The following is a 13975-nucleotide window of genomic DNA, read 5'->3' as shown; positions in this document are numbered from 1 at the left end:
ATTGTGGTCTCTGTATAGGTCTTGTTCTAGTTTTTATTTAGTTCCAGTCGCATCAGCTTTAGGGGCTTTTTTCTTGAACATTTCAAGCATGCGACGGGTGACCATGAAGCCACCAAAAATATTAATTGACGCTAAGAAGACGGCAACTGCACCAATGATGCTGGTGAGAGTGATCTCATCGCCACCAATAACTTCAGTTTGCAGTAACGCACCAACAATAATGATTCCGGAGATAGCATTAGTCACTGCCATTAGTGGAGTGTGCAATGCAGGAGTGACATTCCAAACTACTTGATAGCCAACAAAAATAGCCAAAACAAACACGGTGATGTTTTGGACTGTGAGGATGCTTTGAAAAGCAGCGAGATCCATGATGTTTCCTTTAAATATTCTGTATTAGTTTTTACGGATAGCCTGGCCGTCACGACACATGAGGCAAGCAGTAACGATGTCGTCATCGGTTGGGATAACTAACTTCGCTTCTGGATCAACGATTAACTTCATGAAGTCGAGCAAGTTACGTGCATACAAAGCAGAAGCATCTGCAGCAACCATGCTGGCGAGATTGCTGTAACCAATAATCTTCACACCATTTTTCTCAACAATCTTGTCTTCTTGGGTCAATGGACAGTTACCTGATCCATTGTCGCCACGACCAGCCGCTAAGTCGATCACGATCGAACCGGGTTTCATATTGGCAACGGTATCGCTGTGCAATAAGACGGGCGGCTTACGACCTGGAATTAAGGCGGTTGTGATGACGATGTCAGCTTGCTGAGCACGTTCTGCAACTAGTGCTGCTTGACGTTTCATCCAAGCTTCTGGCATTGGACGCGCATAGCCACCAACACCTTTAGCGATTTCGCGCTCTTCATCTGTTTCGTAAGGAACGTCAACAAACTTGGCACCAAGAGATTCAATTTGCTCTTTAGCAGCAGGGCGCACATCAGATGCTTCGATCACAGCACCTAAACGCTTCGCAGTGGCAATCGCTTGGAGGCCAGCAACACCGGCGCCCAAGATCAGCACGCGTGCTGCTTTAACAGTTCCGGCTGCAGTCATCAGCATAGGCATAAAGCGCTGATACTCATTAGCAGCAACCATTACCGCTTTGTAACCTGCGATGTTGGCTTGTGAAGACAAGACGTCCATGCTTTGTGCACGAGTAGTACGTGGAGCAGCCTCTAATGAGAATGCAGTCACGCCTTGGGCGGCCATCGCAGCGATATTGTCGTTATCAAATGGATCAAGCATGCCAATTAGCACACTGCCAGATCGAATTTGCTTGAGTTCGGCGGCTTCAGGTGCGCGCACCTTGAGAACAATCTCCGCACTAAAGGCATCTGCTGCGCTACCAATCGTCGCGCCAACAGCTTCATAGGCAGAGTCAGGTTGGCTGGCTGTAACGCCCGCATCTTTTTGAATAACAACTGTATGGCCTTGACCAATCAGTTTCTTAACGGTTTCCGGTGTGGCGGCAACTCGAGTTTCCCCGTGTCTGATTTCCAGCGGTACTCCTATGCGCATGGCATGTCTCCAAAAGCAAATTTTTCAAAAAATCTATTTTAGTTAGTTAGGTGAAAATCTACCTATCTATTTACCCTTAATGCCATTTATTTGGTTTTGCGACAAATCTCGTAAATTTGGAGCAAGACTTCTACAATGGATTTTTTAGCTGATAACGAATTCTCGCATTTTTTGATGATCCCCCTCAATTCTGTCGCAATACCTGCCTCAAAACCCTCCAAAGTCGTGGTTGGGATGTCTGGAGGGGTAGATTCGTCTGTTGCAGCCTGGATGCTCAAGCAGCAAGGCTATGAAGTGATTGGCCTTTTCATGAAAAACTGGGAAGACGACGACAGCGATGAATATTGCTCTGCCCGTCAGGATTGGCTTGATGTGGTGTCTGTGGCCGACCTCATTGGGATTGATGTCGAGGCTGTCAACTTTGCTGCTGAGTACCGTGAGCGCGTTTTCGCGGAGTTTTTGCGCGAATACGCTGCTGGTAGGACACCTAACCCAGATGTTTTGTGCAATGCAGAAATTAAGTTCAAAGCCTTTTTAGACCTCGCCATCAGTTTGGGCGCAGACGCTATAGCCACCGGCCACTATGCGCGGGTTCGGCATGAGGGTGGTCGCGTACAGCTTTTGAAGGCCTTGGATGCCAGTAAAGACCAAAGCTATTTCTTGCACCGCTTAACCCAAAGTCAATTGGCAAATGTGCTTTTTCCTTTGGGGGAGATTCCAAAGACGGAAGTGCGCAAGATTGCCAAGCAAATCGGCTTGCATAATGCCGCTAAAAAAGACTCTACAGGGATTTGTTTTATTGGTGAGCGACCTTTCCGCGAGTTTTTAAACCGCTACCTTCCACGCACTCCTGGCCCCATTAAGACCTCAGAAGGCAAAACAGTAGGTGAGCATATGGGCCTTGCCTTTTTCACCCTGGGACAGCGCAAGGGCATTGGTTTGGGCGGCAGCCAGGACGGCAATGGAGATGCTTGGTATGTCGCACGCAAAGATATAGCCAATAACACCCTCTATGTCGCCCAGGGCCATGAGCATCCGTGGCTACTGGCCAATCAGCTTTCCACAATTGACGCTAGTTGGGTTGCTGGAGTTGCACCTACTTCAGGGCAGTACTCTGCAAAAACCCGCTATCGTCAGGCAGACTCACCATGCACGCTTACTGCTGGAGTTACTAGACCTTTGAGTTTTGAGTTGACCTTTCCACAAGCTCAATGGGCTGTGACTCCGGGTCAGTCTGCCGTTTTGTACGACGGAGATATTTGCTTAGGCGGCGGCATTATTTCCGCCTAAGTCTTTTGAGCTGCTAGCGCCCTAATTTAGGCGGCTGGAGGGGCTGTTTCTACGAAAGAAGGTCTTTGCATCAACTTTTGATACAAAGCATCTAAATTGGGGTATTGCGCTTGCCAAGCGATATTGGGGAAGCGGAACAGCAGATAACCCAAGGCGCAGCCGACAGCAATATCAGCCAAAGTCATTTGATTGCTGTGACACCAGGCGTTTTCACCTAATTCACGGGACATTTGGGCAAGAGAGGCATTAATTTTGCCCATTTGACGCTCAATCCAAGCCGGACTTTGCTGCTCAGGTGGGCGTAAGGTCGCTTCTAAGCGAGCCAAAATTCCGGCATCTTGTACCCCGTCAGCTAGGGTTTCCCAAGTTTTGACGGTAGCTCGCTCACGACTACCTGTCGGGATAAGTTTGCCCACCGGGCTCAATGTATCAGCGTACTCAGCAATCACACGCGAATCGTAGATGACTTCACCGTCGTCTAAAAGAAGGCAAGGCACTTTGCCTAAGGGGTTGTTGAGGGCTATTTTGGTGTCTGCGGCCCAGACATTCTCGAGTTCTAGGTCTAAATCTACCTTTTTTTCTAAGAAAACAATGCGCACCTTGCGTACGTAGGGGCTAGTGAGGGATCCGATAAGTTTCATGGATCAATTATAGCGATGCCATTCAAACTGAATTGCTCCTAAGAGCGATTAAAATCAGGTTTTATTGAAACAATCAATGTAAAGGCAATATTCGTGAGTCAGCCGATTTCTACTCTTAATGCACTATCCCCTTTAGATGGTCGCTATGCCGGCAAGTTGGATGCCTTGAGGCCTTGGTTATCCGAAGCCGCATTTATGCGACAGCGCGTGTTTGTAGAGATTCATTGGTTGTTGGCTTTGGCCTCCGCGGGCCTACCAGATGTGCCAAAAATTAGTGCTGCAGATGAAGCCTTCTTATTATCTTTGCCAGAAAATTTCTCTGATGCTGATGCGCAACGTATTAAGGATATCGAGGCAGTCACCAATCACGATGTCAAAGCGGTAGAGTATTTCTTAAAAGAAAAAGTAGCCGGCCGCCCCGATCTATTGAAGGCCAGTGAATTTATTCACTTTGCATGCACCTCTGAAGATATCAACAATACTTCGCATGGTTTGATGTTGCGTGGCGCTCGCGATGAAGTGCTGTTGCCACAACTCAGAAAAGTACTTACCGTATTAACCGATTTGGCAATTGAGAATGCAAGGGTGCCTTTGTTATCTCGTACCCATGGTCAGCCAGCTTCCCCAAGTACATTGGGTAAAGAGCTGGCCAATATTGCTAAACGTTTAGAGCGTGCGATTGCGATGATTGCTGCAGTTCCACTCCTAGGAAAAATGAATGGTGCAGTGGGTAACTACAACGCTCACTTATCCGCTTATCCTCATTTTGATTGGGAAAACTTTTCTAAGAATGTCGTTGAGAAACGCTTAGGCCTTAGCTTTAATCCTTATACGATCCAGATTGAGCCACACGATGGTATGGCTGAATTGTTTGATGCAATTGCTCGCGCTAACACTATTTTATTGGATATGGACCGTGATTTCTGGGCGTATATTTCGATTGGTTACTTTAAGCAGCGCACTAAGGTAGGTGAGATTGGTTCTTCAACCATGCCGCATAAGGTGAACCCAATTGACTTTGAAAACTCTGAAGGTAACTTAGGCGTAGCCAATGCCTTGTTGCGTCATCTGGCTGAGAAGTTGCCGATTTCTCGCTGGCAGCGCGACCTTACTGATTCAACTGTCTTGCGTAATCTGGGCCCGGCCTTTGGCCACAGCGTTTTAGCTTATGACAGCGCCTTACGTGGTTTGGGTAAGTTAGAAGTCAACCATGCAGCGATTGCCGCTGACTTAGATGCGTGCTGGGAAGTATTGGCTGAGCCAGTACAAACTGTGATGCGTCGTTACGGCATTGAGAATCCATATGAGCAACTCAAAGAGCTCACTCGCGGCAAAGGTATCAACCAGGCCGATTTACAAACCTTTATTCGTAGTCTGAAGATTCCAGATGATGCAAAAACTCTGTTACTGGAGATGACCCCATCTTCTTATTTAGGCAAGGCGGTCGAATTGACCGAACGTCTCAAAAAGTGAGCTTGACTCCAAGCCTTGGGCCTGCACCGCAGGATTTGCAATACGGTGCTCGCCCCAAGATCTGGTTCGCTGTTTACCAACTGCTTTGGCATCTGCTGCTGCCTTTTGCATTTATTCGCCTGGCTTGGCGCACACGCCACTCCTCTGAATATTTAAATCATTTCTCTGAGCGTTTGGGTTTTGCTTATGGCAAAACGATTACTCAGGGGTCTGTGTGGATTCATGCGGTATCTGTTGGTGAGACAAGGGCGGCTCAACCTTTGGTGGAAGCTTATCTAGCCCGTGGCGAGACGATTCTGTTGACGCATATGACACTCAATGGTCGCCGCACTGGCGCCACTCTATTCGAGAAGGCAATTGCCGCAGGCCAGTTACATCAAGTCTATCTACCCTATGATCTCTGCTGGTCTGTAGCTAATTTCATTCGTACATTTAAACCGAAGTTCGGTTTGTTTATGGAAACCGAGGCTTGGCCAACCATTGTGTTTTATTGCGCAGAAATTGGGCTGCCATTATTTTTAGTAAACGCACGTCTATCTGAACGAAGTGCTCGTCGCGTGAAGCGATTTGGTGATGCAGGCAGATCCTTATTTCAAGCATTTTCAGGTATCTTGGCTCAAACGCAATTGGATGCTGATCGGTATCGTAGTCTTGGCGTAAAACAAGTCAAGATAGTTGGTAACCTGAAGTTTGACGTGCCGCTTGACCCCAGCCTAGTTCAGCAAGGTAAAGCTTGGAAGCAAGAGCTTCATAGCAAACAACGACTGATGGTCTGCGCTGCTAGCACTCGTGATGGTGAAGAGGTAATCATTCTGAAGGCTTGGAAAGACCTCTTGCTTGGCAACACTTTTGAGATTGCCCCATTGCTCTGTTTAGTTCCACGTCATCCTGAACGCTTCTCTGAAGTGGCCAATCAAATTGAGGATGCGGGTCTGACATTTCGATGCCGCACAGAATGGATTGATACGCCAAAGGATGATGCTAACGTAGATGTGATTCTGGGAGACTCCATGGGTGAGATGCCAATGTATTACAGTGCTGCTGACTTGGTAGTCATGGGTGGCAGCCTACTTCCCTTTGGCGGCCAAAACTTGATTGAAGCTTGTGCTGCCGGCTGTCCAGTTTTACTCGGTGAGCATACTTATAACTTCCAGCAGGCCACTCTTGATGCTATTGAGATGGGTGCTGCTAAGCGTATTCAGGGTGAGCCCAATGCTATTGTGGAAGCCTTAAAAGAGATGCTCTTAAATACTGCTGAACTAGCAAAGATGTCGAACGCTGCAAAGTCTTATGCACTCGAGCATCAAGGTGCGACCCAAAAGATTATGGCCGCCCTTGAGGATTTAAATTAACTCAGGTTAAATTATTAAACCTGAGCCCCAAAGTTGGGGTCATCGTTGCGCGTAACGTCATCTGGCTTTTTATCACCCTTCACCAAATCTTCGCGCGTCACACCAAGCCACATAGCTAGAGCTGCTGCCACGAATACTGAAGAGTAGATACCAAACAAAATACCAATGGTGAGCGCTAAAGCAAAGTAAAAGAGGGTTGGGCCACCAAAAATCAACATTGCTAAAACCATCATCTCGGTACTGCCGTGAGTAATCACAGTACGGCTGATGGTGCTGGTAATGGCGTTATCAATAATTTCGCGGGTATTCATCTTGCGGTATTTACGGAAGTTTTCGCGAATACGGTCAAAGATCACCACTGACTCGTTTACTGAATAGCCCAATACAGCCAATACCGCAGCCAGAACGGAGAGCGAGAACTCCCACTGGAAGAAGGCAAAGAAGCCCAGAATAATCACGATGTCATGTAAGTTTGCAATGATGCCGGCAACTGCAAATTTCCACTCAAAGCGGAAAGAGAGGTAAACCACGATGCCGATAATCACAAACAACAGTGCCATCAATCCATCTATTGCCAGCTCTCGCCCAACTTGGGGACCAACGAACTCAACGCGCTGTAGCTTGACGCCTGAAGTGGCTGGCTCAAGTGCTTGCATGACCGCTGCACTTTGATCTGCTGAGGAAATCATTTTTCCTTCAGCATCTTTTTGAAGCGGTAGGCGAATCATCACATCGCGCGAACTGCCAAAGTTCTGAATCTGGGTATCGGCATAACCCAGTTTTTCTACCTTGGATCTAATTGAATCTAAGGGGGCTGTTTGTGGATAAGAAACTTCCATCACTGTGCCGCCAGTGAACTCAATGGATAAGTGAAGACCGTTTTGCCAAAGGAAGAAAACAGCGGCTAAGAAGGTGATTAAAGAAACCGCATTGAGCACCAACGCATGGCGCATGAAGGGAATGTCTTTTTTAATTCGGAAAAATTCCATGACTTATTTCTCCTGTGGACGCCAAACTTGGCCGATAGCGAGTTTCTGAACTTTTTTACTTCTGCCGTACCAAAGGTTAACTAGGCCACGTGAGAAAAAGACTGCTGAAAACATGGAAGTCAAAATACCAAGGCAATGCACTACTGCGAAGCCTTTAATTGGACCAGAGCCAAATGCCAATAATGCGAGACCAGCGATTAAGGTGGTGACGTTTGAGTCCAAGATTGTTGCCCAGGCTTTATCAAAGCCAACAGCAATCGCTGTTTGTGGGGCGGCGCCGTTACGTAGCTCCTCACGAATACGTTCGTTGATTAACACGTTGGAGTCAATCGCCATACCTAGTGCCAATGCCATCGCAGCGATACCTGGCAAGGTTAAGGTGGCTTGTAGCATTGACAGCACAGAAATCAAGAGTAGCAAGTTTACTGCCAGGGCTACTACTGAGAAAGTACCAAATAAGAGGTAGTAAGCAATCATGAAGATCGAGATTGCGGCAAAACCAATGATGAGGGACTTGAAGCCCTTTTCAATATTCTCTGCGCCTAGGCTTGGTCCAATCGTGCGCTCTTCAATAATTTCCATCGGCGCTGCTAATGAGCCTGCGCGTAATAAGAGTGCTAAGTCATTAGCACTCTCGGTAGTTGGTTGGCCAGTAATTTGAAACTTAGAGCCAAACTCACCTTGAATCGTGGCAATCGTGAGAACCTCACCTTTACCTTTTTCAAACAAGATCATGCCCATCGGTTTACCGATGTTTTCACGGGTCACTTCTTGCATGACGCGACCACCAGCAGCATCTAAGGAGATGTTGACAGCAGGGCGCTGATTTTGATCGAAGCCAGCGCTCGCATCGGTAATACGATCGCCACTAAAGATGACTGATTTTTTGAATACGCCCTGACGGTTCTCGCCGAAGCGAAATACATCCATACCTGGAGGTGGAGCCTCACCAATGGCGATAGTTGAAACGATGGGGTCAGCAAGTCTGGACTCCAGAGTTGCAGTACGACCAATGATGTCTTTAGCGCGTGCAGTATCTTGTACGCCTGGAAGCTGCACAACAATCCGCTCTGCACCTTGTTGCTGAATTACTGGCTCTTTAACCGCTAGTTCATTCACGCGCTTATTGAGTGTGACAATATTTTGTTTTACTGCGTTATCTTGAATTTCTTTCAAGGCAGTCGGTTTAAATTCACCCACTAGTTTTGGAGACAGGCCAGTAGGCTTAATTTGCCAGGTCAGATCAGGCTGACTAGTCATCAAGACAGCGCGTGCCTTCTCAGCATCTTCAGTGCTACCGAATGTGAGGGTGATGGAGTCTTGGCCACGCTCAATACCTTGCTGGCGAATCGCTTTATCGCGCAGCTGACTGCGAATATCCGTTGCCAAAGAAGTAACCTTCTTTTGAACGGCGCCTTTCATGTCCACCTGCAGCAAGAAGTACACGCCGCCACGCAAATCAAGGCCAAGAGGCATTGGTAAGGCATTGAGTGCGTTTAACCAGCTTGGTGTATTGGAGAGAAGGTTTAATGCGACTGTGAAATTAGGATCGTTTTGATCAATATTCAACTTCTGTTGCAGCAAGTCGCGTGCACGAAGTTGGATGTCGGTATTGTTAAAACGAATTTTGATTGAACCTACACTACCTGTAGATTCAAAGAAGATGCCGGTGTTACTAATGTTGTCATCAGTCAGAATCTTTTCTACTCGAGACTGCGTCGCCAAATCAACCTTGATGGTTGGCTTGGCGGACGAGACTTGAACCGCCGGCGCCTCTCCGTAGAAATTGGGCAATGAATATAGTCCCCCGATCATTAAAGCGAACAGGATGACTATATATTTCCAGAGAGGGTAGCGATTCATATTGAGGTACTTTTAAACAAGCGTATTAAGCAGACTTCAGTGAGCCTTTTGGCAATACTGTTGTGATGGCGCCTTTTTGCATTTGCACTTCAGTACCAGCAGCAATTTCAACAGTCACTACTTGGTCTTTTAATGCAGTGACTTTGCCGATGATGCCGCCAACAGTAACTACCTCGTCGCCAACAGAAAGAGACTCCAGCATTGCTTTAGTTTCTTTTTGACGCTTCATTTGTGGGCGAATCATGATGAAGTACAAGACTGCAAACATCAACACGAGGGGAAGGAAGCTCATCAAGCCACCAGAATCTGCACCCGCGGCTGGAGCCTGGGCAAAAGCGTTACTAATCCACATACAAAACCTCCATTAATTACCAGTTGAAAACTGCTTCAGTTTTAGGCTTGTAAAGCGAAGCCGTAAACCCGCAATTCTAAACTGTAAGGGGCTTTGAGGGCTTATTTACGCCCCTAGGGCTATTAATCCTGTCCGGGCTCTACGCCGCGCTGACGATTTCGATGAAATTCTTCGCGATAGGCGCTAAAACGGTCTTTAGCCAGAGATTCTCGAACCTCTTCCATCAACTGCAGGTAATACGAGAGATTGTGGATGGTATTGAGCTGTGACCCCAGGATCTCATTCGCCTTTTGGAGGTGATTTAAGTACGATCTGGTGAAGTTTTTACAGGTGTAGCAAGCACAGGTAGGGTCGACAGGGCGATCGTCGTCCTTGTACCCTGAATTACGCAGCTTGAGGTCACCAAAGCGGGTAAAGAGCCAGCCATTGCGGGCATTTCGAGTTGGCATGACACAGTCAAACATATCAATGCCAAGGCTGACGCCTAGCATCAAGTCTTCCGGTGTTCCAACTCCCATTAGGTAATGGGGCATGTGCTCTGGCAACTTCGGGGCTGTGAAATTGAGGATGCGCTCAAACTCGGGTTTGGGTTCGCCAACCGAGAGACCGCCGATCGCAATTCCGTCAAAGCCCTGCTGACTTACGGCATCTAGGGAGAATTCACGGAGGTTTTCAAACATACCGCCTTGGACGATGCCAAAAAGGCCATTGCCGGTCTCGAGCTCGCGAAAGCGTTTTAAGGAACGATCACCCCAGCGCAGCGACATCTCTAGTGAGGCGCGCGCAGTTTTTTCTGAGGTTGCTTGCCCCTTGATTTCGTAAGGAGTGCATTCATCAAACTGCATCGCGATATCGCTATTAAGGACCGCCTGAATTTCCATTGATACTTCTGGCGACATAAATAATTTATCGCCATTGATCGGGGATGCAAAGGTAACGCCTTCCTCGGAAATTTTCCTGAGCGCTCCTAAGCTAAAGACCTGAAAGCCGCCAGAGTCAGTGAGGATCGGCTTATCCCAGCCCATGAAGCGGTGCAAGCCACCATGCTTCTTCACAACATCTAAGCCAGGTCGCAGCCAAAGATGAAAGGTATTACCCAAAATAATTTGGGCTTTAGCCTCATGCAGATCCCGTGGGGTCATCGCCTTCACGGTGCCGTAAGTTCCCACCGGCATAAAGATTGGTGTTTGAACACTGCCGTGAGGAAGGTCAAGCTGACCAAGGCGTGCAGGGCTGGCGGAGTCACGCGCGAGAATATTAAAGTGAACGGGTTTTGTCATGAAATTATTGAGTTAAGACGGCTTAAGAACATCGCATCGCCGTAGCTAAAAAAGCGATATTTATTCTGAATGGCATGTTGATAGGCATTGCGGATATTGTCTACACCCGCAAAGGCGCTCACCAACATCAGTAGGGTTGATTTTGGTAGATGAAAGTTGGTCAGTAGGCAATCCACGGTTTTGAATGTGTAACCAGGCGTAATAAATAAATTCGTTTCGCCGCTAGCCCGCTGGGTTTGTGCCTGACTCTCTAGGGCGCGCAGGCTAGTTGTACCTACTGCAATGACTCTGCCGCCTGCCTGTTGGGTAGCCTGAATTGCTGCAAGAGTTTCCGCGGGAATTGAAAACCACTCGTAATGCATCTTATGTTTACTAAGATCTTCTTCGCGAACGGGTGTGAAAGTACCTGCGCCTACATGTAGAGTGACTGTGGCCTGTTTTATGCCGAGCTCACTCAGCTGCTTAAGGATGGCTTCATCAAAGTGCAAGCCTGCCGTAGGAGCTGCTACAGCACCAGGGTTCTTGGCGACGACAGTTTGATAGCGACTGGCATCTTCTTGATCTGGCTGGTGCTCGATATAGGGTGGCAGAGGCAATTCACCGAAGCGCTCCAGTAAATCAAATACATTTTCGGGGAAGCGTACTTCATAGAATCGGCCGTCATGGCCAATCATTTCAGCGGGGAAGGTTTCGCCAGCCTGATTATGTACATGAACAATGCTGCCGGTCTTAGGAACCTTGGAGGCTCTGACTTGTACCCAGGCTTGTTTATCTCCGCTGATGCGTTCAATGAGGAGCTCTACATTGCCGCCCGTCTCTTTTTTGCCATGTAGGCGAGCAGGAATGACTTTGGTGTCATTAAAGACTAGTAAATCCCCTGGTTTTATTAGCTTCAGGATGTCTGGGAACTGCCTATCAATCAATTGGGCGACATTACCCTCCTCTATATTGAGCTCTAAGAGGCGGCTATCCGTTCTATTTGCTAGCGGGTGCTGGGCAATCAGTTCGGGTGGGAGGTCGTAATTGAAGTCGGAAAGTTGCATAGCATTACCATCAGGTATTGGATTTTAACGATGACGACTAAGCGACCGCCAACTGCACTCGAAAAGATGGGTTTAAACAGCCCTATGGCACTTGCCTTGCATCTGCCATCCCGCTACGAGGATGAGACAGAGCTCTTCACTATTGAGGAGGCCTTAGCTCTGGGAAGATTTCATTCGATTCAGGCTCAGGGCGTCGTGATTCGTAATCAGGTGACGTTTCGCCCCAGAAGACAGCTATTAGTCACGATTGAGGACGAAACTGCTTCACTGCAACTTCGCTTTCTCAATTTCTATCCTAGTCAGCAAAAACAAATGGCAGTAGGCAGTCATATCCGGGTGCGGGGTGAAATTCGAGAGGGCTATCAAGGTGCGGAGATAGTTCACCCTACTGTGCGTGCAGTTATTCCAGAAGCACCATTGCCGGCAAGTTTGACTCCGGTCTATCCAGCTAGCGCTGGAATCTCGCAAACCATTATTCGCAAGGCCGTGCTCAAAGCTCTCCAGGATGCTAGCCTCAAAGAAAGTTTGGCAGAATTTTTACCATCCAAACTCATGACAGAAATTCTGCCGAAAAATGATTGGCCACCGCTGCAAGATGCAATTACCTATTTGCACCAGCCGCCTGCTGATGCCAATACCCAATCACTTTTAGAGCGCACTCATCCCGCTTGGCGGCGTGTGCAGTTTGAGGAATTACTCGCTCAGCAGATTTCTTTAAAGCGGGCACATGCTATTCGGAGAGAAAGGCGTGCACCTAGTTTTGTGAAAGGGCAGCAGGCCAGTAAGACAAGCAAAATAAGCAAAACAAAAAACAGCATTGAAGATGGCTTACTGACAGTCTTGCCCTTTGAGCTGACAGGTGCTCAAGCTCGTGTCTGGTCAGAGATTAGGTCCGATTTATCAAATACCTTTCCAATGAATCGCTTATTGCAAGGCGATGTTGGTAGCGGCAAAACGGTGATTGCAGCATTGGCTGCTGCGCGTGCGATGGATCATGGTTATCAAGCTGCCATCATGGCGCCAACAGAGATTCTGGCGGAGCAACACTATCTCAAAATGCAGGAGTGGTTTGGGCCCTTAGGAGTAAAGATTGCTTGGCTCTCTGGTAGTTTGAAAGCAAAGGAAAAACGACTCGCACAAGAAATGATTGAGAGCGGTGAGGCTCAACTCATTATTGGTACACATGCACTCATTCAGGACAAGGTAAGTTTTGCGAAGTTGGGTTTAGCGGTCATTGATGAGCAACATCGATTTGGCGTAAGGCAGCGCTTAGAGATTCAGCAACGCGTTGGCTCGGAACTATTTTATTGTCACCAATTGATGATGTCGGCTACTCCCATCCCTCGAACACTAGCAATGACTTACTATGCAGATCTTGATGTTTCTGTCATTGATGAATTACCTCCCGGCCGCAAACCAATTACCACTAAGGTGGTGAAGGCAGCGCGCAGGGATGAGGTGATTGGTGGATTACATGATTGGTTGGCAAAGGGACTACAAGCCTATTGGGTTTGTCCTTTGATTGAAGAGTCTGAAGTCTTGCAATTGCAAACAGCGGTTGAGAGTTTTGAGCAACTGACACAAGCCTTACCTAACTTCAAAGTAGGCCTAGTTCACGGCCGTTTGAAGAGTGAGGAGAAGGCTGCAGTGATGGCAGCTTTCAAGGCTAATGAAATCCAACTATTGGTAGCGACAACCGTGATTGAAGTTGGTGTGGATGTGCCCAATGCGGCGCTGATGGTGATCGAGCACGCTGAACGTTTTGGCTATGCACAGATTCATCAGTTGCGGGGACGTGTTGGGCGCGGTTCGGCAGATTCAGTCTGTATCTTGATGTATGCGGAGCCACTATCCATGGCTGCTAAAGAGCGCTTACAGACCTTACGCGAAACGTCAGACGGATTCGTAATCGCAGAGCGCGACTTGTCGCTTCGTGGTCCAGGTGAATTGTTGGGCGCCAAACAATCTGGGGATGCAATGTTGCGATTTGTCGACCTGCAACGGGATGCCTGGCTGATTGAGCTGGCTCAGATAGCAGCAGAGCGTCTGCTAGCTGAGCATGGTGACTTAGTAGAAAGACATCTGGAGCGTTGGCTTGGCTCTCGCACTGAGTTTCTAAAAGCTTGATAATTGCACTATGACTCTGATTACAAATAAAGAAAGAC

12 protein-coding genes are annotated in these 13975 nt (G+C 47.8%); 4 read left to right on the top strand and 8 right to left on the bottom strand.

Annotated elements, in window-relative coordinates; genetic code table 11:
- Positions 1-33 precede the first annotated feature (33 nt).
- Together FD977_RS09330 and FD977_RS09325 are read right to left on the bottom strand one after the other, a co-directional pair.
- Positions 34-372, bottom strand: a complete 339-nt coding sequence (locus FD977_RS09330; RefSeq protein ID WP_215305241.1) for a proton-translocating transhydrogenase family protein — start codon at positions 370-372, stop codon at positions 34-36.
- A gap of 24 nt (positions 373-396) precedes the next feature.
- Positions 397-1527 carry a Re/Si-specific NAD(P)(+) transhydrogenase subunit alpha gene (locus FD977_RS09325; RefSeq protein ID WP_215305239.1) on the bottom strand — a complete coding sequence of 377 codons (1131 nt, stop codon included), beginning with the start codon at positions 1525-1527 and terminating at the stop codon, positions 397-399.
- A 174-nt stretch (positions 1528-1701) separates the two neighbouring features.
- On the opposite strand from FD977_RS09325, the gene mnmA reads away from it, so the two are divergent.
- Positions 1702-2817 carry a tRNA 2-thiouridine(34) synthase MnmA gene (mnmA, locus tag FD977_RS09320; protein ID WP_215307118.1) on the top strand — a complete coding sequence of 372 codons (1116 nt, stop codon included), beginning with the start codon at positions 1702-1704 and terminating at the stop codon, positions 2815-2817.
- 26 nt (positions 2818-2843) lie between these two features.
- Here mnmA and FD977_RS09315 read toward each other — a convergent pair whose 3' ends face one another.
- Complete coding sequence (locus tag FD977_RS09315) at positions 2844-3458, bottom strand: glutathione S-transferase N-terminal domain-containing protein (RefSeq protein WP_215305237.1); 615 nt, start codon at positions 3456-3458, stop codon at positions 2844-2846.
- A gap of 93 nt (positions 3459-3551) precedes the next feature.
- Between FD977_RS09315 and purB the strand changes: the two genes are divergently transcribed.
- Together purB and FD977_RS09305 are read left to right on the top strand one after the other, a co-directional pair.
- Positions 3552-4931 (top strand): adenylosuccinate lyase, encoded by a 1380-nt coding sequence (purB, locus tag FD977_RS09310; RefSeq protein ID WP_215305234.1) that lies wholly within the window; start codon positions 3552-3554, stop codon positions 4929-4931.
- Between the two features lie 35 nt (positions 4932-4966).
- Positions 4967-6283, top strand: a complete 1317-nt coding sequence (locus FD977_RS09305) for a 3-deoxy-D-manno-octulosonic acid transferase (protein ID WP_371743131.1) — start codon at positions 4967-4969, stop codon at positions 6281-6283.
- A 14-nt stretch (positions 6284-6297) separates the two neighbouring features.
- Here the strand turns inward: FD977_RS09305 and secF are convergent, their stop codons facing one another.
- The 5 genes from secF to queA all read right to left on the bottom strand — a co-directional run bounded on the left by secF (position 6298) and on the right by queA (position 11810).
- Positions 6298-7272 (bottom strand): protein translocase subunit SecF, encoded by a 975-nt coding sequence (gene secF, locus FD977_RS09300; RefSeq protein ID WP_215305232.1) that lies wholly within the window; start codon positions 7270-7272, stop codon positions 6298-6300.
- A gap of 3 nt (positions 7273-7275) precedes the next feature.
- Positions 7276-9135: a protein translocase subunit SecD gene (secD, locus tag FD977_RS09295; RefSeq protein WP_215305230.1), complete on the bottom strand. Its 1860-nt coding sequence runs from the start codon at positions 9133-9135 to the stop codon at positions 7276-7278.
- A gap of 25 nt (positions 9136-9160) precedes the next feature.
- On the bottom strand, positions 9161-9487 hold the full coding sequence (gene yajC / locus FD977_RS09290; RefSeq protein WP_215305228.1) for a preprotein translocase subunit YajC: 327 nt from the start codon (positions 9485-9487) through the stop codon (positions 9161-9163).
- A gap of 122 nt (positions 9488-9609) precedes the next feature.
- On the bottom strand, positions 9610-10767 hold the full coding sequence (tgt, locus tag FD977_RS09285; RefSeq protein ID WP_215305226.1) for a tRNA guanosine(34) transglycosylase Tgt: 1158 nt from the start codon (positions 10765-10767) through the stop codon (positions 9610-9612).
- Positions 10764-11810, bottom strand: a complete 1047-nt coding sequence (queA, locus tag FD977_RS09280; RefSeq protein ID WP_215305224.1) for a tRNA preQ1(34) S-adenosylmethionine ribosyltransferase-isomerase QueA — start codon at positions 11808-11810, stop codon at positions 10764-10766. The genes tgt and queA overlap by 4 nt, the downstream gene beginning before the upstream one ends.
- Before the next feature lie 30 nt (positions 11811-11840).
- Here queA and recG point away from each other — a divergent pair, with 30 nt between their 5' ends.
- Positions 11841-13937 (top strand): ATP-dependent DNA helicase RecG, encoded by a 2097-nt coding sequence (gene recG, locus FD977_RS09275; protein ID WP_215305221.1) that lies wholly within the window; start codon positions 11841-11843, stop codon positions 13935-13937.
- Positions 13938-13975: the final 38 nt, after the last annotated feature.

Origin of the sequence: Polynucleobacter sp. AP-Elch-400A-B2, from assembly GCF_018688355.1 — a bacterium.
In the GTDB taxonomy this organism is placed as follows: domain Bacteria; phylum Pseudomonadota; class Gammaproteobacteria; order Burkholderiales; family Burkholderiaceae; genus Polynucleobacter.
This window is presented reverse-complemented; position numbering and strand designations above follow the sequence as displayed.